This is a genomic window from Mycobacterium sp. 852014-50255_SCH5639931 (assembly GCF_001665605.1).
GTDB lineage: Bacteria > Actinomycetota > Actinomycetes > Mycobacteriales > Mycobacteriaceae > Mycobacterium > Mycobacterium paraffinicum.
Genome location: NZ_LZSV01000029.1, coordinates 63,867 through 84,766 on the forward strand (window position 1 = coordinate 63,867; position 20,900 = coordinate 84,766).

Genomic DNA, 20,900 nt, shown 5'->3' on the forward strand with positions numbered 1-20,900 from the left:
GCTTACAGGTACTGGCCGTGCCCGGACGCGCCCGGCTTGCCGACGCCGGGGGGCAGCGCGCCCTGGCGCATGTTCTCCAGCTGCGCGCGGGCGGCCATCTGCTGGGCGAACAGCGCCGTCTGGATGCCGTGGAACAGCCCCTCCAGCCAACCGACCAACTGGGCCTGGGCGATGCGCAATTCCGCGTCGGAGGGCGCCGCGTCCTCGTTGAACGGCAGGGTGAGGCGGTCGAGCTCTTCGCGGAGTTCCGGCGCCAGGCCCTCTTCCAGTTCGCGGATGCTCGTCGCGTGGATTTCGCGCAGGCGGTTGCGGCTGGCCTCGTCGAGCGGGGCGGCGCGCACCTCCTCGAGCAGTTGCTTGATCATCGTCCCGATGCGCATCACCTTGGCGGGCTGCTCAACCAGATCGGTCAGGGAGCGCTCGTCGGAGTCGTCCTCCGTTACCGCCGTGATCCGCGGGTCGCCGCCGCCGATGATCTCGATGCCATCGTCGTCGTTGCGGGTAGTCAATCCATCACCATCCTTTGCGGACTAAGAGTGCGGCGCCGCGCCGTTTCCGCGCCATTCGTAGATTCGGGCTCCACCATTGTCGTAGATCAGCGCCCACGACTTCGATTTATCCAGTGACACTAGTCCGTCGGGCACGGCGAAGCCCCGGACCGTCGGCGTGCTGGTGTAGATGTACCGGATATTGAGCGCTTTAATCGCCTCGACCACCCGCGGATCGGACTCTCCCTTGCGGGCGCCGGCCCAGAAGATGTACCGGTTGGGTCCGGGCCCCATTTGCTGGGGGTAGTCGTAGTGGGTCCACAGCGGGTGCAGGTCGGCGACGGCGTACATCCACGCGGTGCCGTCGGTGTTGGCATTGCCGATCACGGTGGTGTGCGCGCCCGGAAGCGTGGCCAGGTAGGCCATCGCCATCAGGTCGCGTTGGTCGATCATCACCGAGTCGTACTTGTCGCCGAACAGGACCAGGTGTCGATAGAAGTAGTGGCGGGCGGTGAATACCGTCGTCGCCAGCAGCAGGACGGCCGTGGCCGCGGTCCAGACCGGCGCGGGTAACGGCTTGGACCGGTCGGCGACGCGCTTGGCCCCGGCGACCGCTCCCGCGACGATCACGAACAATGCGACGCCGGCCATCGGTTGCAGCAGCAGAGTGATGGCCGCCGAGATCCGGCGCGGGTCCTTGTAGAAGAACTCTCCGAACGCACCGGCTACCGCGCCGAGCGGGCCGCCCAGCGGTGTTCCCGCGTCGACGTCCACCACCGCCAACAGCAGCCAGACCGCCAGCGGCCACCAGATCCTCTTGTAGGCGAAGATGATCCCGCCGAGGATCGCCAGCGATATGAGCCCGTACTGGTACGGGAAGTCGTTGAGATGGCGCGTGTGCTGGAAGACGGCGTCGAGCAGGCCCCGCTTCTTGCTGAGGTGGGTCAGGAACGAGTGCCCGGCGATGATGTCTTCCTGCTGCCGCACGCTGATGAACTGTGGCAACAGGATCAGCCCGGTGGCCGTCGTCACGCCGGCGAGCGTCACGACATCGGCGACCCGGCCGCGCACCGGACGCCACAGCACGTCCAGCAACCACCAGGCCACCATGAACAGCACGACGATGAACCCGCCGGTCAGGTGGACCGACATCACCCCCACGAAGGCCAGCACCGCCACCGGGATGCGGTCGCGGTGCCGCAGCGTCGAGGCGATCAGCACGAACGTCGGAACGACGACCCCGTAGGCCGCCAGGTTGGGCATCGCGGCGACGCCGAACTCGACGTAGGGGAGGGCGGTGAACGACGCCGACAGCGCGGCGGTGGTCGCGGCCGCGGCGGCGGTGCGCCACTCACACCAGGTGCCGCGCAGCAGCCGCCAGGCCAGCATCGCCGCGCTGGTCGGGAACAGCCACACCGAGGCCGCCACCGAGCTCAGCGTGTAGCCGGTGGTGGGCGCGGCCCCGGTGAGTTGGCAGAACACCGCCACCCACGCGTGGAACACCGACGGGTAGTACAGCGTCTGGTGCGTTTCGACGTTGCGCAGCTCGCCCATGTGCGTCGACGACGCCTGCCCGGTGTCGAGGATGAACCGCACCTCGTTTGCGTGCCAGACCGCGTCCCAGGTGCTGGGGATGGTCTGCCAATGGGCGGCCAAACCGCGGTACGCCGCCCACATGATGAGCAGCGACCCGAGCAGCACCCCGGCCGCCACCGTCACCGCCGGCCAACGGCCGATCCCGCGGGCTTCGGCCTCGGTGTCGCGGTAGCGGCCGACCAGCAGCTGCAGGACCGTCATCACCAGACACACCACGACCAGCGTCGCCAGCGCGGTCCAGCCGTTCCACGGGATTCCGACCGCACCGAACGGGATGATCGCCAGCGCGATCGCACCGTAGGTCAGCGCCGGGCCCACCGCGACAGCGACAGGCCAACTCAGCTGGCTGATTCGCGCGATGATCGCCCCGGGCGCTATCAGCAAAAACAATGCGATCAGCGTTCCGAACCAGAGGCTCACTGGACTATTATGGCTGGCCGGGTGTCCCGCCTCTCCGAAGCCACCGGCCGGCTGGAACGGCTTGAGCGTTCGGGCACCCGCTACGTCACAGTTTCGCGGAAATGCGCAAGCTCTAAGGTGGCTGGCATGGCTTACGACGTCGCCCGGGTGCGCGGACTGCATCCGTCGCTGGGTGACGGGTGGGTGCACTTCGACGCGCCGGCCGGGATGCTCATCCCGGATTCCGTCGCGACCACCGTTTCGACGGCGTTCCGAAGGTCCAGCGCCACCACGGCGGGCGCTCACCCGTCCGCGCAGCGCAGCGCCGCCATCCTGGAGGCGGCGCGGGCGGCGGTGGCTGACCTGTTCAACGTCGACCCGGCGGGTGTGGTGCTCGGCGCCGACCGCGCCATCCTGTTGTCGGCGCTGGCCGAGGCGTCCTCGTCGCGCGCCGGGCTGGGCTACGAGGTGGTCGTCAGCCGCCTCGACGACGAGGCCAACATCGCCCCCTGGCTGCGGGCGGCGCACCGCTACGGCGCCAAGGTGAAGTGGGCCGAGATCGACATCGAGACCGGCGAGCTGCCGACCTGGCAGTGGGAGGGTCTGATCGGGAAGTCGACCAGGCTGGTGGCCGTCGCGTCCGCGTCCGGGACCCTGGGCACGGTCACCGACCTGCGGGCCATGACCAAGCTGGTGCACGACGTGGGCGGGCTGGTCGTGGTCGACCATTCCGCGGCGGCGCCGTACCGGTTGCTCGACGTGAAGGAGAGCGACGCCGACGTGGTGGCGGTGAACGCCCTGGCGTGGGGCGGTCCACCGATCGGCGCGGTGGTGTTCCGCGATCCGGCGCTGCTCAATTCGTTCAGCTCCATCTCGACGGACCCCAAGGCGACCGGTGCGGCGCGCCTGGAAATCGGCGCGCACCAGTTCGGTCTGCTCGCCGGGGTGGTCGCCAGCATCGAGTACCTGGCCGCACTCGACGAGTCCGCCCGCGGTAGCCGCCGCGAACGCCTGTCGGTGTCGATGCAATCGGCCAGCCTCTACCTGAACCGGATCTTCGATTACCTGATGGTGTCGTTGCGGTCGTTGCCGTTGGTCATGGTGATTGGCCGTCCGGAGGTGCGGATCCCCGTGGTCAGCTTCGCCTTGAACGGCGTGCCCGCCGAGCGGGTGGTGCAGCGGCTGGCGGACAACGGGATCCTGGCCGTCACCAACGAGAATTCCCGCGCGCTCGACGTGCTGGGCGTCAACGACATCGGCGGCGCGGTGACCGTCGGGCTGGCGCATTATTCGACGACGGCCGAGGTGGACCAGTTGGTCCGCGCACTGGCGTCCCTGGGCTGAGCCTTTCGGGGCCGCTAGATCGTCAGCACGATCTTCCCGGTCACCTTGCTCGACGTCAGCTGTTGGTGCGCCTCCCCGGCCTGCTGGATGGGCATGCGGGCGCCGATGATCGGCCGGACGCGGCCCTCGGCGATCATCGGCCATACGGAGCCGATCACCGCCTGCACGATCTCCGTCTTGCTGTTCGGACCGGTCACCGGTCGGGCGCGCAGCGTGGTGCCGATGACCCGCGCGCGCTTGCCGAGCAGCTTGGCGATGTTGAGCTCGCCCTTGATGCCGCCCTGCATGCCGATGATGACCAGCTGTCCGTCCGTCGCCAGGGCGTCGATATTGCGATCCAGGTAGGCGGCGCCCATGATGTCCAGGATCACGTCGGCGCCGCCGCTTTGCTGGAGCCGCTCGACGAAGTCCTCGTCGCGGTAGTTGATGGTGATCTCGGCGCCCAGCTCGCGGCAGAATTCCAGCTTCTCCGCCGACCCGGCCGTGACGGCCACCCGGGCGCCCAGCGCCCGCGCAACCTGGATCGCGTGGCTTCCGATCCCGCTGGCGCCGCCGTGCACCAGCAGCAGCTGCCCCTTCCCGAGGTGGGCGGTCAGCACCAGGTTGGACCACACCGTGCAGGCCACTTCCGGCAGCCCGGCCGCGTCGACGAGGCCGACACGAGAGGGAATCGGCATCACCTGACCGGCGGGAACGGCAACGTACTCGGCGTATCCGCCGCCGGCCAGCAGGGCGCAAACCTCTTGTCCCACTGGCCAATCCGTGACGCCCTCGCCGGTTTCGGCGACGACGCCCGACACCTCCATGCCGATGATGTCGCTGGCGCCGGGCGGCGGTGGGTATTTGCCGGCGGCCTGCAGCAGGTCGGCGCGGTTCACGCCCGCCGCGGTGACCTTGATCAGCACCTCGCCGGGCCCGGCGGAAACGTCCGGGACGTCTTGCCAGGACAGCTGATCGGGGGATTCGGCGACGATGGCGCGCATGGTGGCCACGCTACCGACCCCCGTTACCCTTACTCGTGGTGGCGTGGCAGAGCGGCCTAATGCACTCGCCTTGAAAGCGAGAGACGGCTAACACCGTCCGGGGGTTCAAATCCCTCCGCCACCGCAGGTCTCAGCCGGCGGGCTGGTGCAGCGTCGGCGCGTAGCGAAGCAGCGCACCCACACCGTCGGCCGGGGCGATCCGCTCGTCGGTGCGCACCAGCGACGCCCCGACCGCGATCGCGAACAGCGGCAGCAGCTTGCGGAAGCGTTCAGAGTCCATGTCCCTGGTTGCCCGAGACGCGGGCCGCAAACACTAGTAGCTGCGATCGCCTTCGCTGTCGTCGAAGAAGCGCCATTCGCCGTCGGCTTCGACTTCCATGCGCCAGCCCAATTCGTTGCCTTCGACCGCCTCATCGGCGAACCACGCGTGCGCCTTATCGGCGCTTTCGATGTCCTTCGTCGCGACGACGTCGCCCTTGGGGTTGAGCACTCGGTAGGTAGCCATGGCGGCAGTGTTCCCACCGCCGGGCGCCCTCAACCGGTGGGGATCTCGGCGGTGATCGTGTCCATCAGGGCGGTGTAGCGCTTGGCTTCCGGGTCGCGCCCGGGCTTGCCGCTGCTGACCACGCCGGCGGCCAGGCCGCGCGCCGGGTCGGCCCAGATCGCGATGTTGACCAGGCCGAGATTGCCGAACGCGTGTGGCGAGTTGAGCCCGAACGGCCCCCACCGGTTCGTTCCGAGGATGAAACCGATGCCCCACCGCGCAGGTTGCAGCCCGACCGCGAAATCCGGTCGCAATCGCCGGCATTCCTTGATCGCGCCGTACATCGTCTCCGGGCTCATCACCCGGACGCCGTCGAGATTTCCACCGCGACGCCAGATTTCGGCGAACCGCGACATTTCGTGTGCGGTCGACACCGTGTTGGACGACGGGATGATCGTGGTGAGAAACATCGGGGTGTTGGTGATCGGGATCATCTCGTGCACGGTCCCGCCGATCGCCTTGCGGAAGATCTGCGCGACGACCGGCGGCAACGGGCGGCCGGTCGCGTGGCTCGGCGCGACCAGGGGCAGGTCCTCCTTGGCGACACCGAAGTTGGTCCACCGGAAGGCGAGCGGGTCGAGGATCTCCGTGGCGAGGATCTCGCGAATCTCCTTGCCGGTGGCCGCATAAACGATCTCGCGCACGAGCGGGCCCCAGGTCAGCGCGTGGTAGATATGCACCAGCCCCGGCCGGTAGAGGGGGCGCAGCTCGCCCAGCTTTTGCTGCGCGTACTCGTGGTCGTCCGCGCGTTTGACGTCCGGCTTGGGCCCGGTCGGGAACGGAAGTCCGGCGCTGTGGGTCATGACGTGCCGGATGGTGATCCGATGCTTGCCGTGACTGGTGAAGGTGGGGATGTAGTCGCAGACGCGGTCATCGAGTGAGAACACGCCACGCTCGACGAGCATGTGCACCACGGTCGCCGCCATTCCCTTGGCCGCCGAGTAGACGCAGAACGGCGTGTCCGGAGTGACGGGGATCTTCTCGGCGTCGGGCGGGTCGCTCGGCGCGTTGCCCCAGCCGTGGCCGATCGCGCGGTTGAGCACCACGCGCCCGTGCTGGCGAATGCACAGCTGGATGGCGGGGTGGAAGCCGCCCTGATACCAGTGCCGGGCGGCCCCCCAGATCCGCTCGACCGCGGCGCTGTCGATTTCCGAGTGGTCTTCGTCGCCGATCGTCGTCACGGCGTCCAGGTCGGCCGGGACGCGGATTCTGCCGTCTGGTGTCACCTCAGCGAGGGTACGTGGCGCCGGATCACTCCCCGGTGAACCGCGGAGGGCGCTTCTCGAATGTCGCCGCGATGCCCTCGGTCAGGTCCTTCGAGGGCAGGAAGGCGGCGTTCCAGGCGGCGACGTAGCGCAGGCTCTCCGAGACCGCGGCGATGCGCTGCTGGTCGAGGACGTCCTTGATGCCGTGCACGGCCAGCGGCGGGTTGGCGGCGATCTCGGCCGCGGTGGCGTGTGCGGCGGCCAGCGTGGCGTCGGCGTCGGCGTACACGTCGTTGACCAGGCCGATCTTCTCGGCCCGGGCCGCGTCGATGTCTTTCCCGGTCAGCGCCAGTTCCCGCAGGTGGCCGTCGTTCAGGATGTATGGCAGGCGGGCCAGGCTGCCGACGTCGGCGACGATGGCGAGCTTGACCTCGCGCACCGAGAACTTGGCGTCGGCGCTGGCGTAGCGGATGTCGACCGCGGAGATGAGGTCGACGCCCCCGCCGATGCACCAGCCGTGCACCGCGGCGATGGTCGGGGTCCGGCAGTCCGCGACGGCGGTGATGGCGCCCTGCATGCGTTTGACCTCGCGGTGGAACACCGCGCGGGGGCCGGCCAGCGCGTCACCGGACAGCAGCGGGGTGAAAGATCCACCCATCGCGGGCACGTCCAGGCCGTAGCTGAAGTTCCTGCCCGAACCGGTGATGACGATGGCCCGCACCTCGGGGTCGGCGTCCAGCGCCGCGAACAGCTCCGGCATCTCCGACCAGAACGCGGGGCCCATCGCGTTGCCCTTGCCCGGCCCGATCAGCGTCACCTGGGCGACGTGATCTTTCGTTTCCACCGTGACGGATTCGTATGCTTGCGCCATATCGAGACCGTAGCGTGGCAAATATGGCTCCTGATTTGCGGCCCGGCCCTCATTCGCCGCCCACCGACGAACTGCACAGCGCCGAGGACACGCTCGGGGTGTTGCAGCGGGTGCTGCACACCATCGCGGCCGACGATCTGTCGCGGCAGACCCCGTGTGCGGAGTTCGACGTCGCGCAGCTGACCGATCACCTGCTGAACTCGATCACGGCGCTGGGCGGCATGGTCGGCGCGGAGATCCCGGAGCGCGACCAAGGCGATTCGGTCGAACGCCAGGTGGTCGCCGCCGCCCGGCCCGCGTTGGACGCCTGGCACCGCCACGGCCTGGACGGGTCCGTGCCGTTCGGCAAGGGCGAGATGCCCGCCAAAAGTGCGTGCGCCGTCCTGTCGATCGAATTCCTGGTCCACGCTTGGGATTACGCCGCCGCCGTTGGACACGAGACCAACGCGCCCGAACCGCTGTCCGAGTACGTGTTGGGGCTGGCCCGCAAGGTCATCAGGCCGGAGCTGCGGGGCGGTGCCGGGTTCGACGATCCGGTGGACGTGCCCGAGGATGCCGGCGCGCTCGAGCAATTGGTCGCGTTCACCGGCCGCAACCCGGCCCGCTGACCCGTCGCTTTGCGGGCCGAGTGTGCGTCAAGCCGCAAACACTCGAGCGCTGAGCGCTAGACCCGTTCGAGGTAGAAGTAGTAGTACCGGCCGTTATCCCGGACGCCCTTGCCGTTCATGATGCCCATCACGGCGTCGTCGTCAATCTTCTTGAAATGGTCGTGCACGGGCTGGCCGTCGTAGACCATCGTCGCGGTGACCTCCCCGCGGAACTCTTCAAGCCAGAGGCTGGCCTCGCCCTTGCCCATCTCCTTGTTCGAGAACTTGTTGCCGTCGGCGTCGAGGCAGACCAGCGGCTGCACGTCGCGGGCGGAGGAGAAGGTCTTGCCGAACCAGCCCGCCTTCTCCAGCTGGCCGTTCATCCTGTGGCCGGTGCGGAACTCGCCGCCCTTCCACTCGCCGAGCATTCCCTCGATCGTCGCGGGTTCGAGGCCGGCCCAGAAGTCGTCGAGCTCGCTGTCGGGAATGTCGCCGCCGCGTTCCTTGAACTCGGTGAACAGTTTGCGCGCCAAGTCCAACGGACCACTCCTTACGTTTCGGTGCGGGAAATCCACTCGCGAGCGAAGTGCAACAGAGCGTCATTCTCCTCCACCGCACCGATGGTGATTCGCACCCCCTCGCCGGCGAACGGTCGCACGATCAGCCGCGCGTCGGCGGCCTGCTCGGTGAAGTCCGCGGTGTGTGCACCCAGCGGCAGCCAGACGAAGTTGGCCTGTGAGGGCGGCAGGGTGAACCCGGCGTCGCGTAACCCGACGCCGACCCGGGTGCGCTCGGCCACCAGAGCGTCGGTGCGGGCCGCCAGTTCGTGGGATGCCTCCAGCGACGCGATGGCGGCCGCCTGCGCGACGTTCGTCACGGCGAACGGCATGACCACCTTGTCCAGCGCGGTGATGAGGTCGGGGTGGCCGATCGCATAACCGACTCGCAAGCCCGCCAGGCCGTACGCCTTCGAAAAGGTCCGCAGCACAACGACGTTGCTGCGGGATAGCGCGAGCTCCAAGCTGTTGGGCAGCATGCCGTCGCGGATGTATTCGACGTAGGCCTCGTCGATGGCGATCAGGATGTGCGGCGGGACGGCCTCGATGAACCGGGCCAAGGCGTCCGGATCGACCACCGTGGACGTCGGATTGTTCGGGTTGCAGACGAAGATCAGCCGGGTGCGGTCGGTGATCGCGGCGAGCATGGCGTCGAGGTCATGCGTGTAGTCGGTCAACGGCACTTTGACCGCGGTCGCGCCGGAAACCTGGACGATGGGCAGGTAGCACTCGAAGCTGCGCCAGCCCGTCACTACCTCGTCGCCGGCGGATGCGGTGATCTGCACCAGCTGCTGGCACAAGGTGACCGAACCGCTGCCGACCGCGATGTGCTCCGGTGCCACATTGGAGCCAAGGTGCATGGCCAACGCCGCCTTGAGGTCCACGCTGGCGTTGTCCGGATAGCGGTTGACGACGGCAACGGCGCGCTCGATCGCCGCCCGCACGCTGGGCAGGGGGCCGTACACGGTCTCGTTGCTGGCCAGCTTGATCGAGCCCGGTACGTTCTTGCCGGGCACATAGACTGGCAGTCCGGCCAGTTCGGGACGCAGGCGAGCGGTCACTTCGACAGTTTATGTCGCGGATGTGTACGCTATGGCCGGTTCCGCGAGACCGGAAAGGGGTCGGGTACCCTCAAACAGTCCAAGGGAGGCGTGCCAGAGCGGCCGAATGGGGCTCACTGCTAATGAGTTGTCCCCCTCAAAGGGGACCGGAGGTTCAAATCCTCTCGCCTCCGCTAGGTCTTTTCGAGGAACACGACGCAAGACAACCGAACACGGGCGCCCGTAGCTCAACGGATAGAGCATCTGACTACGGATCAGAAGGTTGGGAGTTCGAATCTCTTCGGGCGCGCTCACTACCAGCGTAAATAGGTTGCCGTGTTATCAGGCGCTGGCTGAGTTGTCACGGATTGTCACAACTCGTGTCAAACTCTGCGCGCCGCCCGCCAGCGCGTTGCACTGCGAGTGCACATAGGTTCGCGCTGGCCGCGCTGCGGGGTCCAACCTCCCACGCCAACATGGACCCGATCCAAGAGTCGTAGCGCGCTGCGATTGTCGCGCTATCGTCGGCACCGATCAACGTGGTGGCCGCGGGTGTCCAAGAAGACTGCTAGGTCATTACCTGCGCCGTAGCCCTCGGCAGCACATCAGCTTTGAGTTCCTGAAGTTGCTTCCCAGGCCGTCAGGTTGAAGTTCGGCTCGTCGAGCAGCTGCACGTATTCCCGACCAAGGATGGTTACAGTCGGCAGATCCCAGAGAATCGCGGTCGGGTCGGGGTAGACGTCGGGCGGCCAGGCGAGCTGGGTTCGCCAAAAGACTGCGGTCATCCACCAGGCCGCCAAGGTTGGCCCTTGGTTGTCGTTGGAGTCCAATCCCAGTGACGTGATGCCGAGCAGGTTGTTATTGATGTCGAGCACTGCGCCGCCACTCATCCCGCCGAGTGAGCCGCTGAAGACCTCGAGCGTCGGAAACGGCGCGAGGACAGAATCGTGAATTGGGTAGCTGAGTTCTCCTGCAGACCCCTTCGATACGTACATCATGCCGCCCAACTTCACGGGGTCCTCGAGCGTCTCCGCCGGGATGAACTCGTCGAATCGAAAGCCCACCACGCTGACCATTTCGCCGGGTGGCGGAACTCGAGTGACGAGAGGCATCACTTTGAAACTGCGGCCATTGTCGAATTTCGACACCAGCTTGAGACACAAGAGCTGCAGGTCCCCGGCGCCGCTGCTATCCGAGCTCGCTGCGTAGCACTCCCAAATGTCGGCTAAGCCGCCGGGGCGCACACCGAAGCAGTACAGCACCGCCTCGCCACCGATCAGGGCCTGCAAGTGATCGGTGAAGACATGCTTGGCCGACAACGCAAGCCCCATGCCGATCATGACTGCTGTTCCCTCGACTACGAACATGTCGCCGTACTTGAAGCAGACGGCGAGCAACGAGCCGTCGAAAATCTCCCAGTTGTTGACGTTCACCGGCGCGGTCCCGGCCTGCGCAAAACCGACATTCAGGGGCGAGACGGTGAATGTCGTCCCCGAGGGTTGAGCACCGTTGGTTACGACCTCGGCGAGGTGAAACTTTTGCTCGGGACTGTCGGTCACCGGTGCGAGTCTAAGGGTGCTCACGTGCGCGACTCGTACACACAGTGATCGGTTGAGGCGCTATAGCGGCCGGTCAACGCTCTACGCTCTGCGGTGTGAACGCGGCGAATTGGATCAGCCTGGGCAGCTTTGTTGCGGCGACAGTCTCCGCGGCTGTGGCGGTTGTGCAGGCGAAGCGGGCCTCGGCGTCCAAGGGCGCTGCCGAGAAGCACGAGGCCAGGGCCGAACAGTATGCTGGCCGGGCAACCAAGGCGGCCGAGGAGGCCGCAGCCTGGCAGCGCCAAGCGGCCGAGGCGGCCCAGCGGTCAGCTGATGCCCTCGAGGCGCAGAACCGGCTGGTCGAGGACCAGGCCGAGGAGGCTGAGGGTGTCCCCTGGGAGATCAGGTTCCGCGAAGGCTCTTTGTTTGACGTCTGGAACATCACCAACACCACCAAGTTCGGCGTACGCATCGAGGGTGGGGGCGTTCAACGGCCTAAGTCCGTTGATCGCATCGACGGCCGCAGTTCGGTCGACTTTTTCGGCACTAGTCACATGGGCGGAAGCGACCAGGTCGAGGTCACCTGGCACCGCCGCGAGGATCTCTCAGACGAGCCTCGGCAGTGGCGGGGCAACAAGCCGCCGAAGCTATGATGCGGGTCTAGCGCGAACCCTCGGGTCTGCCATGAATCGTGAGATGAGAGCGCGCCCGGCGCACCGATCGCCGAGGGCGCTTTACCCGTTGCTGCTAACCCGCCCTAAGGATGACTCGCTCACGGTCGCTGATAGCGGTCGCGATTCTCGCTACTGCGCCATCGGACATCGACACGCCCCAACTAGCGATCTCACGCTCCACTTCGGGCGTGATTTCAGAGACCGACCGCCCTGCGAGGCGTTCAAACAACGCATCCATTGCTGACTGGTGATCGTCAGCGAACTTCTGCATTCTCGGTTGAAGTTGACGTTTCAGTTCGTCTTCCCAGTCGGGGTTCCATTCGAATGTCGCCATGTCACACCCGCTGCGAGATCGTCGTGTCGGGATGGCGTTTAGCCGTCGATTCCTTAACGAATCGGCCAGTCGCCGCGGACCGGTTGACCGTGGTCTGGTTCGATGTACCCCGACCCACTGCTTCGGTCGTTGTCGTCTTCGGATTACGACTGGCTGTCTTCTTACTCACGAAGCGCCCTGTGATCGCGCTTCTGTTCACTCTCCGTGCCATGACGGCACACCTCCTACGGGCGCGTTGCCCATTGAGCGAGCACTACGCAGGAGATGCGCTACAGTCGGTGCTCTAGGTTGCCATCTAGACGCCGGCCCTGGTGCGGCCTCCACACCCTGGAGGAAGTCCAGGGCTTCGGTGCTCTCAGAGCAAGTCTAGGTCTCCGATGCGCAACTTGAAAGCTGTCGAATTACATCACTGTTAGTAACAGGCGGCAAACTTGTGGATAGCTGGCCCTCCTCCTGTGGATAAAGATAAGCCGAGCTTGTCTGCGTCGTGGCGCTCTGCGGAAGGCGACAAACTTATCCGGCCAGCTAATGACCTCCTACGCTGACGTTTAACTTAGCTATAGAAGGAGGTGGATCAGCGACCGTGGCTTTTTTGCATCGCATCGCAAACCCCGGCGTGTCACGCCAGCGTCACAACTCACTGAGAATTAGACACCCCACCGCCAGGTACAGCGACAGACATGAGCAGACCATCTGAACGAGAACCGCTGGCTGCAAGCAAGGCGGTCGGGCCTGCACAGACACGCGATGGACAGTGTCGAAGTTCATGAACACTGCTGGGCTGCCCACCGATCCGAAGGTTGCGCGTTCGAATCTCTTCGGGCGCATTCCACCAGCCTAAATAGGTTGCCGTGTTATCAGGCGCCGGCTGAGTTGTCACGGATTGTCACAACTCTTGCCAAACTCTGCGCGCCGTCGGCCAGCGCGTTGGGCTGCGAGTGCACATAGGTTCGCATCGTGAACGCCACGTCGGCGTGGCCGAGCCAGGCGGCGATCACAGCCGCCGGGACGCCTTGCAGATGCATCGTGGTGCCGCAGGTATGCCGTGCGTCGTGCAACCGGATGCGGGGCACACCGGCCGCGGCGACGGCGTTGGCCCACATCTTGGACAGCGTGTCGGGGTGATACGGCTGCCCGGCTTCGTTGCAGACCACGTAACCAAGGTCGGCGTAGGCGGTGCCGAGTGTCAGCTTTTCGGAGGCCTGCCGTTTCTTCGCCCCCTTTAACTCGACCAGCAGTGGGTCTGGGATCGGAAGTACGCGGTGGGAGTCCTCCGATTTAGCGTCATCCTGCTCGACGGCCTTGCCGTCAACACTGATTCGGGTCGGGCCAATGCTTAACGTCTTGGCCTTGAAATCGATGTTGGTCCAACGCAGGCCGCCGATCTCGCCGCGACGCAGCCCGGATAATGCCAGATGCCAGGCGTGGCGGTTGCGGTCTTCTCGGATCGCTCGTAGCACGCGCTCCACTTGCATGGGTGTGTAGGTGGCGAACTTCTTCGGCTTGCCAGCCACCCTGTCGACGTGAGCCACGACGTTGCGGACCAATGTCCCGTCGTTTACGAGCTGATCGAGCACCTGTGACAGTGTGCCGAGCAAGTAGTTGCAGGAACGAGCGCTCCAAGGTCGCCGCTTGGTGCTGTCGGCGCGGTCCACCTGTCCGTCGCGCAGCCGTGTTACAAGCTCATTGACGTCGCGGCGGGTGAGCTTCTGCACCGGCAGATGACCTAGTTCTGCGCGTACAGGCGCGAGCACCCCGTCATACCCTGACTTGGTCTTGGGCTTGATGCCATGCCGTGACATCAGCCAGTTCGCGCACGCTTCCTCCACCGTGAGGGCGGAGGGATGCACGTAGGTACCCTTAGCCACTTCGCCGCGGATCTCGTCGAGCGCGTCACGCGCGTCCCGTTCGGTTGCATAGCGCTTGCGCAACTGCTTCCGCTTCCCGTCGACAATGCCGACATCGACGGTGAGCTGGTAGCGGACGACGGGCCGTCCGCCAGCGCGGCGGGCCAGTTCGATGCGTTTGATCTGCGAAGGCAGTTGGCGGCGCTCAACCATCGCTCACACACCGCATAATCAGGACAGAACCGCGTAGATGGTCACTACGCAACATCTGTGTGCGCTGCGATGAATCGATTGATCTCAGCCTTACTGACTCGCCGTTTGCCGCAAACCAGCACCCAAGACAGTTCTCCGGAGTCGAACAACCGATAAATCGACGACCGACTGATCCGCAACGCTGCCGCCGCTTCCGGAATCGTCAAGAGCAGACCAACTCGGGTCGGCGGGCTTTCGGCTACCGATCGGGTATTCAAACTCTCAATGTTCGTATCACTTCCGCCCGTCATCGTTTCTCCTTGTCTCACGGCGGCTGCTTAGTCTCATCATCGGATGCGGTGATCCGTTACGCATCGGTCGTGGAAACGATTTTGTGCCCGATATCGGTGTGCCACAGAGATCGTCTCCCACGTTTCAGCGCGGCTTGGTCGAGCCGCGTTGATGCGCCGTGGCTTTCAGGATGCAACCAGCTCACGCAGGCCCGATGTCACAACGTAGACGCGACCGCCGAGCCGGCGCACTGGCAGCTCGCCGGAGGCCACAAGGCGGTACGCTGCGGCACGGCTGATTCCCAGCAGCTGCGCCGCGCGGGGCACCGCAAGGAGCAGGGGGAGATCATTGAACACGTTGTTCTCCAAGGTGATTCACCACCTTTCCATTGGTTGCAGGGATGCGCGTCCGGATGGACGGGCCCTGTGGACTTGTGGGCTGCACCGTGGGCAGAACTGGGCGACTTCGCTCCCGTCGGGGTTTGTGACTGTGATCGTGCGAGACTGTGTGTCCTCGCAGTGACCACACCACGGCACGGTCGCCCGACGTGGGTCGCGCAACGCGGCAAAATCGGCCAGCCGCCGGGCGAGTACCCGCACCGGATCACGTGCCCCTGAGGTGTTTTGGACCAGGTACTGGGTGAGCTCCGCCGCTGGCCATCCATGCGCTAGTGCTGACTCGACGCCGGGGAGGAGACTGCGGGCCTCCCGAGTACTCAGCTTCCATGCCTCGGTCACCGCCGCCAAAATTCGATCGGTAGTACCGCTCGGTTCGGAGGGGAATTCATTTGATGGGTTCAAGGGGTCCCGTTGTGAGACCCCCGGGGGGTGCCGCTGTGACACCGTCCCCGTTTCGTTGCGGGACGGTGCCCGTCTCGGATCGGGACGGGGGGGTCCCAAATCGGGACGGGGCGGTCCCGGATCGGGCCTAGGCGAAACGTGTGGTGCAAGTGGGTGATTCAGGTAGTAGCGGGTCGAGCGTCGCGCTCCGGAGTCGTGGAATTGCGGACGCCGGCTGATGAAGCCACGCGTTTCCAAATCTTTGAGTGCACGCAGAACAGTACTTCTGCCGGCGTTGGATTCGGTCATCAGGGTGCGAATTGACGGGTAGCACGAGTAGTTCTCGTCCGCCTTGTTCGCTAACAGGATGAGGATGAACTTCGCCGCCGAGGAACCGACATCCGAGTCGGTCGCCCAGGCAAGCGCACTCCAGCTCATCCCGAGCCTAGGGCCGATGATCGCATGTACGGGCTAGTCCCAGAGGACTCCTTCCCGCGCCTGGCCCTCATGCACCGTTCCATACCAAGCACGCTAGAAGGCGTGATTGCGCTGCGCCACAGTCAGTCCCGATCTTTTCACTGTATTTCGCGCGGTTCCGAGCAGAATTACCGTGTTTGACGGAAACGCGTTGAAAAATGGGGAAACAGAGCAGTGCCCAGCGGTTGTCCACTGTGTCAACGATCGCGGGAAATAGATCGTGGCCAACCATGACGACCAAGCCCGCACCTCTCCCGACATCGCCATACCCGCTGCAGAAACTCTGCCGACATCGCTCGGGAGGCCGCCTAGGTGCTCGCCCAACAAGCACGCCGCGCCGCACACACCACCGACCGTAGAGAGCATGCCCGCGCCGACAGCACAAAGCACCGCCCTGGGTGGTTCTGGCCACGCGTGGGCTGCACGGGCATTTGCGCGCCTGGCCCAACAAAGCGCGCGCCGCTGCAGCGCGGCCGCCGCCGAAACTGCCGCCCTCGACGCCACGATCCACAACGCCCGCACCGGGCGCCGCTAACGAACTAGCACACCGCAACCCATCGCGGCCGCCACCGCACGCCAGCGCGACGCCACCACCGACCCGACAGCTACCCTTGGAGGCCGTACCAGCCCGGTTAACTCCCCGCTTCTTGTGGTGGTTCCGGCCGGTCGCCACGCTGCGCCACTTGCTCACCACCGGCGTTTTCTCGTCCGGTTCCAACAGCCGGTCCATCCAATGGTGCTGCGCCGTGTTCCTCGCCAATGGTGTGCTCATCGGCGGACACCGAATCGGTAGTCTTCCGAAGATGGAGCAGGCAATGCTGCGGCTACTGGTGGAGCGTGATCCCGTGCCGCTTGCGGTGCTGTCCTGGATCGTCACCCGAACCTGGCCGCAGGAGGCTATGCAGCCACGATGTGACGTGTCATCCCCGACCCAGAGCGGCCCACAGCCCTTTTAAGGCAACCGACGCAGAAGGTCCGCGGCTGCGGGCGCTGGCGATACATCATTGCGTCCCGCCGAGGCGACCACGCTGCCCGCCTTCACCGGCTGATGTCGTCAAGCTCGTTGCGCCCGTGCCCGGCCCGCGCGGGCGGTTAGCAGTGCGATGGCCGGTGCCGCGGCTAGGCGCTCGGGCGCGTCCTTCTTGCCGCACCCCTTGCGCACCCACACTGACACTCATCCTTGGCCCTCGGCCTCTTTTCTTACCATGCTTGCCCCACAACCGTTTTCTCGATTATTCTCGTCGCTTTGTCCTTCATCGATAACCACCCCAGCGACATCGCCTACACCACATAGCAATTCACGTCGATTGCCTGACTTTGACCGTGGCACATTGGCACAAGGGGTGCAAGCATGGGGTGTGGCGAACCTTCGGTGCGCCACACCGTCCCCGGCTTGAGGGGTCGGTCGCCGTGGACAGGTGGTCGGTAGTTGCTCACGATTTCGGCGCCGATGAAGCGGCATTCGGTGCGCTACTACAACGACACTGCGCGCGCAGCGATCTCGGCATCCACCGACCGTCAACGAGCCGGCGGGGGGCTGGCCGAGTACTACTCCGAAGGGGAAACCCGCGCCCCAGTTTGGGTGTGCGTGGGGGAGGCCGGTGATGCCGAAAAGGTAGCCTTTCTAGTCGGTTTGAGCGCCGCCGACCGCGCCAGCGGACCCGCCGATATGGACCTGGTGGCGCGCTGGCTCGATGAGGGAATCGCCCCCAACGGGGCCCGGGGACGGGCGTTTACTGCCCGCTCAACACACGGCTTCGATTTGACGTTTTGCGCCCCGAAAAGTGTCTCGCTGCTGCGCGCTGTGGGCGGGGATGAGGTGGTGTCCAAGGCGGTGGTCGAGGCCCACAACAACGCGGTACGTGAAGCGCTGCAGTACCTGTATGACCACGCCGGCTACACCCGAGTGCACAACCCGGACACGGGCCACAAAGACCTCGTGCGCCTGCCCGGCCTGGTGATGGCGGCCTACCAACACGAGACGTCACGCGCGGGTGATCCGCACCTGCACACCCACGTGTTGTTGCCCAACACCCAGGCCCGCAGCGACGGTGCGTTGGTGTCGATCGACTCGAAATCGTTGCACCATGAAGCCAAAGCCGCCGGCATCATTTATCAGACCACGTTGCGCCACCATCTGCTGCAGTCGGTGGGCTTGGAGTGGGGGCCGATCGACCCCCATACCGGGATGGCTGAAGTCGCCGGCGTCGGTCGCGACACGATCAAGGCGTGGTCGCAGCGCGCCACCCAACTGCGGGCCTGGGCGGAGCAGAATTTGGTCGTCGACGAACAGGTCGGCGCGACGGCGGCGCAGTTGGCGGCCGGACAAAAAGCGACCCGCCCGGCCAAGCCTGAGCACCTGCCGTGGGCTGAGTTAAAACACTTGTGGGCCAACGATCGCCGCGGTTTTGTCGTCGAGGAAACCGCCCAACTGGCGGCGCGGCGCGAGCGCACTTCGACTCGGTTCGACGGGCACGCGTTGGCGCGCCAGGCCGCGGCCGGCATCGACAAAGCCGCGTTCACTCGCGCCGATTTGGTGGAGGCGATCGGCGCCCGGCTCCCGCCATCGATCGAAGACGCCCCGTCGGAGGTCGACGTCAGCGCGATTCCCCCGCGGTATCTGATCGAGGGCATCGCCGAGCGAATCGGCATCCGTATCAGCGCCCCGCGTCAGGCCCATGAACGCGAAGGCCATGAACGGTTCACCACCGCCGCGGTGATCGCCGAAGAGGCCGCCATCCTCGACCTTATGGGGTCCCGCGATGAGCGCGCTGTGCTCGACCAGGCGGCCCTCAACACCGCCGGTTTATCGGTGAATCAAGCACGCGCGATCACCGCGATAGCGACCTCACCATGGTTGATTCAACCCCTGTCCGCGCCGGCCGGCGCCGGGAAAACCACCTCGCTCAAAGCGCTACGCGCTGCTACGCATCGCGCCGGAAAAACCCGGGTGCTGGTGCTGGCGCCGACCGGAAAAGCTGTCGATGTGGCCGTGCGCGAAGGTGCCGGCGACATCGGCCACACGGTGGCCAAAGCCGTCAAAGATCTGCACGCCGGAGCGCTGCGCCTCGACGCCGACACTCTGGTTGTCGTCGATGAAGCCGGCATGGTCGGCACCCCCGACCTCCACCAATTACTCGCCGCGACGACCGCGGCCGGCGCCAAGACCGTGCTCGTCGGCGACGCGCATCAGCTGGCCCCGGTCAAGGCCCGCGGAGGCATGTTCGCCCAACTCGTGGACGATCTCCCGTGGGCGCAGAAGCTGTCCGAAGTGTGGCGCATGCGCGACCCCGACGAACGCACCGCATCGCTGGCCGTGCGCAACGGAGGCCCCAAGCCACTGCGCCGCGCGGTCGAGTGGTATCGCACCCACGACCGCCTCCACAGCGGCGACGCACTGACCATGGCCCACGACGCATTAACGACCTATCAAGCTGATCTGGACGCCGGCAACGACGCCCTATTGATGACCGACAAGTGGGAAGTCTGCGATGCCCTCAACACCCGCATCCACCACCACACCGTGGCTCCAGAAGCGCCTACCGTGACCGCCGCGCGCGGCCACCGCATCGGCGTCGGTGATGTCATTATTTCGCGCCACAACGACCCCACCGTGCCCGTCGTTGACGCCACCGACCACGCCAAAATGGCTGAGCCGGTGCGCAACGGGCACCGCTGGCGCGTCTACAAAATTGACCCCGACAACCACCGCATCGCCGCCCGGCGCCTCACCGATGGGGCCCGCGCCATGTTCACCGGCGACTACCTAGCTGAGCACGTTCACTACGGCTACGCCGTGACCGTGCACGCCTCCCAAGGAGCCACCGCCGGCGATGCGCTGACCGCCGGCACCGGGCATGCCATCCTCAGTGATCGCGCCACCCGCAACCTGGCCTACGTCGCGCTGACCCGCGGCCGCGACGCAAATCACGTCTACCTGTATGAAAAAGCTGCAGGCGAAGCCGACCACGAACACGCCCAGCTCGCCGAGGACCACGGCGTGCATGCCGCCCAGCGCGGCACCAGCCGCGACGCTGCCGCGAGGCTGCGCGCCATCCTCGGCCGCGACGAGCGCTCCCATACCATGATGCAGGCTGCGGCTGCCACCGACCGCAGCCGGCAGCCAGCGGCGGTGCGATCGCTGCTTAACAAACGCGATCGTGTTCGTGCCCGATTACGTGCCAACCATCGCTCATATGCAGCCGCACGTGACCTGGCCGCTGACCTGCCCGCCCTGCGCAACGAAATCGACTTCCTCGACGTCGCCGGCCGCCGGTCTGCGCCCGCCACCGGCTACCCCATCCCGGTCAATACCCTTGATCACCTCGACGAGGCCCACCGTCACGCGGTCACTGCCATCGCCCGCAACCTGCAGGCTGTGCAATCGCTACACCTGTACCCAGGGGCCGATAAGGTCGCAGCACTAGCGGCGGTTACCGCCGCTGCTCACCGCGACCACCGGGCTGTGGTCGCCCTGCCTGCCACACCACAAGCCCACGCCTACGTCAGCTCCTACCGCTACGCCGACATAGCCCCTCCCGAGACCGACAAAGCCATCGCCAACATACGCGCAAGGATCTCCCAGGGCGGCCAGTTCCCCCGGGGCAATTTGGTGATCGTCGACGACGCCGACCACCTGGCCCCCCACCAGCTGCAGTGGCTCGCCGAAAACGCCGCGGCCACCAACACAAAATTGCTCCTGATCACCATCCCGGATCACCGCCAGCCCGCTCACACCCTGACCGCCGCGCTCGACCAGATGCTGCCCTGGGCCCACCACCTGGGCACCCCCGATCCCGACCACCAGCGCCCGTGCACCACCATCGAGTGCGCCGATCACCACCTGGCCGCCGCACCCGACATCACCGGACCGGAATACCACGCAGCGCGCGAACTCCTGAACCGGCGCGACGCTCTGCTCGATCACTTCCAAGACATGCGACGCTTCGAAGAGCGACTCGACACCATCGCTCACCGCGATCGGGCACGGGCACGCAACAAAGACCGCGGCTACGGGCTAGGGCTCTAATTCTGTTGTAAGACCAGGGTATAAACGTCAGCCACTGACATCGCGGCAGTACGCTCGTGCAGCTCTAAGACGCGCCGTGTCTCGGCGTCGATCTGCTCACACGCTGCTCTGGAATCGGCAAGGAT

The 20,900-nt window shown here is 65.8% G+C and carries 18 protein-coding genes, 3 tRNA genes and 1 pseudogene; 7 read left to right on the plus strand and 15 right to left on the minus strand.

What is annotated here, in order from left to right; genetic code table 11:
* Positions 1 to 2 precede the first annotated feature (2 nt).
* Together A5758_RS16820 and A5758_RS16825 are read right to left on the minus strand one after the other, a co-directional pair.
* Entirely contained in the window at positions 3 to 509 is a 507-nt protein-coding gene (locus A5758_RS16820; RefSeq protein WP_067202620.1) for a bacterial proteasome activator family protein, read from the minus strand.
* 21 nt (positions 510 to 530) lie between these two features.
* Positions 531 to 2,504 (minus strand): DUF6541 family protein, encoded by a 1,974-nt coding sequence (locus A5758_RS16825; RefSeq protein WP_067742149.1) that lies wholly within the window; start codon positions 2,502 to 2,504, stop codon positions 531 to 533.
* A gap of 126 nt (positions 2,505 to 2,630) precedes the next feature.
* Between A5758_RS16825 and A5758_RS16830 the strand changes: the two genes are divergently transcribed.
* A complete protein-coding gene (locus tag A5758_RS16830) occupies positions 2,631 to 3,827 on the plus strand; it encodes a cysteine desulfurase-like protein (RefSeq protein ID WP_067202614.1) in 1,197 nt (398 codons plus the stop codon).
* 14 nt (positions 3,828 to 3,841) lie between these two features.
* Here the strand turns inward: A5758_RS16830 and A5758_RS16835 are convergent, their stop codons facing one another.
* Complete coding sequence (locus A5758_RS16835) at positions 3,842 to 4,810, minus strand: NAD(P)H-quinone oxidoreductase (RefSeq protein ID WP_067742410.1); 969 nt, start codon at positions 4,808 to 4,810, stop codon at positions 3,842 to 3,844.
* Positions 4,811 to 4,847: 37 nt separating this feature from the next.
* Between A5758_RS16835 and A5758_RS16840 the strand changes: the two genes are divergently transcribed.
* Positions 4,848 to 4,934 (plus strand) — tRNA-Ser (locus A5758_RS16840).
* 6 nt (positions 4,935 to 4,940) lie between these two features.
* Here A5758_RS16840 and A5758_RS25825 read toward each other — a convergent pair.
* From A5758_RS25825 to A5758_RS16855, 4 genes and pseudogenes are all read right to left on the minus strand, one after another.
* Positions 4,941 to 5,063, minus strand: a pseudogene (locus A5758_RS25825) (hypothetical protein); the annotation flags it as partial.
* Positions 5,064 to 5,123: 60 nt separating this feature from the next.
* Positions 5,124 to 5,315 (minus strand): hypothetical protein, encoded by a 192-nt coding sequence (locus A5758_RS16845; RefSeq protein ID WP_055405523.1) that lies wholly within the window; start codon positions 5,313 to 5,315, stop codon positions 5,124 to 5,126.
* A gap of 29 nt (positions 5,316 to 5,344) precedes the next feature.
* Positions 5,345 to 6,580 (minus strand): lipase LipE, encoded by a 1,236-nt coding sequence (gene lipE / locus A5758_RS16850; RefSeq protein ID WP_067742152.1) that lies wholly within the window; start codon positions 6,578 to 6,580, stop codon positions 5,345 to 5,347.
* Between the two features lie 25 nt (positions 6,581 to 6,605).
* A complete protein-coding gene (locus tag A5758_RS16855; RefSeq protein ID WP_067742155.1) occupies positions 6,606 to 7,430 on the minus strand; it encodes a crotonase/enoyl-CoA hydratase family protein in 825 nt (274 codons plus the stop codon).
* Positions 7,431 to 7,453: 23 nt separating this feature from the next.
* On the opposite strand from A5758_RS16855, the gene A5758_RS16860 reads away from it, so the two are divergent.
* Positions 7,454 to 8,038: a TIGR03086 family metal-binding protein gene (locus A5758_RS16860; RefSeq protein ID WP_197503965.1), complete on the plus strand. Its 585-nt coding sequence runs from the start codon at positions 7,454 to 7,456 to the stop codon at positions 8,036 to 8,038.
* Positions 8,039 to 8,094: 56 nt separating this feature from the next.
* Here the strand turns inward: A5758_RS16860 and A5758_RS16865 are convergent, their stop codons facing one another.
* Together A5758_RS16865 and hisC are read right to left on the minus strand one after the other, a co-directional pair.
* Entirely contained in the window at positions 8,095 to 8,556 is a 462-nt protein-coding gene (locus A5758_RS16865) for a DUF4334 domain-containing protein (protein WP_067742161.1), read from the minus strand.
* Positions 8,557 to 8,567: 11 nt separating this feature from the next.
* A complete protein-coding gene (gene hisC, locus A5758_RS16870) occupies positions 8,568 to 9,635 on the minus strand; it encodes a histidinol-phosphate transaminase (protein WP_067742164.1) in 1,068 nt (355 codons plus the stop codon).
* 84 nt (positions 9,636 to 9,719) lie between these two features.
* Here hisC and A5758_RS16875 point away from each other — a divergent pair.
* Positions 9,720 to 9,808, plus strand: a tRNA-Ser gene (locus A5758_RS16875).
* A gap of 43 nt (positions 9,809 to 9,851) precedes the next feature.
* Positions 9,852 to 9,924 (plus strand) — tRNA-Arg (locus A5758_RS16880).
* A gap of 295 nt (positions 9,925 to 10,219) precedes the next feature.
* Here A5758_RS16880 and A5758_RS16885 read toward each other — a convergent pair.
* Entirely contained in the window at positions 10,220 to 11,173 is a 954-nt protein-coding gene (locus A5758_RS16885; protein WP_067742167.1) for a trypsin-like peptidase domain-containing protein, read from the minus strand.
* Between the two features lie 95 nt (positions 11,174 to 11,268).
* On the opposite strand from A5758_RS16885, the gene A5758_RS16890 reads away from it, so the two are divergent.
* Positions 11,269 to 11,805 (plus strand): hypothetical protein, encoded by a 537-nt coding sequence (locus A5758_RS16890; RefSeq protein ID WP_067742170.1) that lies wholly within the window; start codon positions 11,269 to 11,271, stop codon positions 11,803 to 11,805.
* A 94-nt stretch (positions 11,806 to 11,899) separates the two neighbouring features.
* Here A5758_RS16890 and A5758_RS16895 read toward each other — a convergent pair whose 3' ends face one another.
* From A5758_RS16895 to A5758_RS26565, 5 genes are all read right to left on the minus strand, one after another.
* The gene (locus tag A5758_RS16895; protein WP_082939730.1) at positions 11,900 to 12,160 is read right to left on the minus strand and encodes a hypothetical protein; all 261 of its coding nucleotides are present in this window, start codon (positions 12,158 to 12,160) and stop codon (positions 11,900 to 11,902) included.
* A gap of 857 nt (positions 12,161 to 13,017) precedes the next feature.
* Positions 13,018 to 14,220 carry a site-specific integrase gene (locus tag A5758_RS16900; protein ID WP_067742176.1) on the minus strand — a complete coding sequence of 401 codons (1,203 nt, stop codon included), beginning with the start codon at positions 14,218 to 14,220 and terminating at the stop codon, positions 13,018 to 13,020.
* A 44-nt stretch (positions 14,221 to 14,264) separates the two neighbouring features.
* On the minus strand, positions 14,265 to 14,510 hold the full coding sequence (locus tag A5758_RS26560) for a helix-turn-helix domain-containing protein (protein ID WP_082939732.1): 246 nt from the start codon (positions 14,508 to 14,510) through the stop codon (positions 14,265 to 14,267).
* Positions 14,511 to 14,675: 165 nt separating this feature from the next.
* Complete coding sequence (locus A5758_RS16905) at positions 14,676 to 14,858, minus strand: helix-turn-helix domain-containing protein (RefSeq protein WP_231987340.1); 183 nt, start codon at positions 14,856 to 14,858, stop codon at positions 14,676 to 14,678.
* 6 nt (positions 14,859 to 14,864) lie between these two features.
* A complete protein-coding gene (locus A5758_RS26565; RefSeq protein WP_082939733.1) occupies positions 14,865 to 15,707 on the minus strand; it encodes a helix-turn-helix domain-containing protein in 843 nt (280 codons plus the stop codon).
* Between the two features lie 1,468 nt (positions 15,708 to 17,175).
* Here A5758_RS26565 and mobF point away from each other — a divergent pair.
* The gene (mobF, locus tag A5758_RS16915) at positions 17,176 to 20,775 is read left to right on the plus strand and encodes a MobF family relaxase (protein WP_082939734.1); all 3,600 of its coding nucleotides are present in this window, start codon (positions 17,176 to 17,178) and stop codon (positions 20,773 to 20,775) included.
* Positions 20,776 to 20,900 lie beyond the last annotated feature (125 nt).

What these genes read in the sequence shown, in the direction of transcription:
- A5758_RS16855 (WP_067742155.1), bottom strand. Translation starts at nt 7,430, where the DNA reads ATGGCGCAAGCATACGAATCCGTCACGGTGGAAACGAAAGATCACGTC.
- A5758_RS16895 (WP_082939730.1), bottom strand. Translation starts at nt 12,160, where the DNA reads ATGGCGACATTCGAATGGAACCCCGACTGGGAAGACGAACTGAAACGT.
- A5758_RS16845 (WP_055405523.1), bottom strand. Translation starts at nt 5,315, where the DNA reads ATGGCTACCTACCGAGTGCTCAACCCCAAGGGCGACGTCGTCGCGACG.
- A5758_RS16860 (WP_197503965.1), top strand. Translation starts at nt 7,454, where the DNA reads ATGGCTCCTGATTTGCGGCCCGGCCCTCATTCGCCGCCCACCGACGAA.
- A5758_RS26560 (WP_082939732.1), bottom strand. Translation starts at nt 14,510, where the DNA reads ATGACGGGCGGAAGTGATACGAACATTGAGAGTTTGAATACCCGATCG.
- A5758_RS26565 (WP_082939733.1), bottom strand. Translation starts at nt 15,707, where the DNA reads ATGAGCTGGAGTGCGCTTGCCTGGGCGACCGACTCGGATGTCGGTTCC.
- A5758_RS16830 (WP_067202614.1), top strand. Translation starts at nt 2,631, where the DNA reads ATGGCTTACGACGTCGCCCGGGTGCGCGGACTGCATCCGTCGCTGGGT.
- A5758_RS16835 (WP_067742410.1), bottom strand. Translation starts at nt 4,810, where the DNA reads ATGCGCGCCATCGTCGCCGAATCCCCCGATCAGCTGTCCTGGCAAGAC.
- A5758_RS16900 (WP_067742176.1), bottom strand. Translation starts at nt 14,220, where the DNA reads ATGGTTGAGCGCCGCCAACTGCCTTCGCAGATCAAACGCATCGAACTG.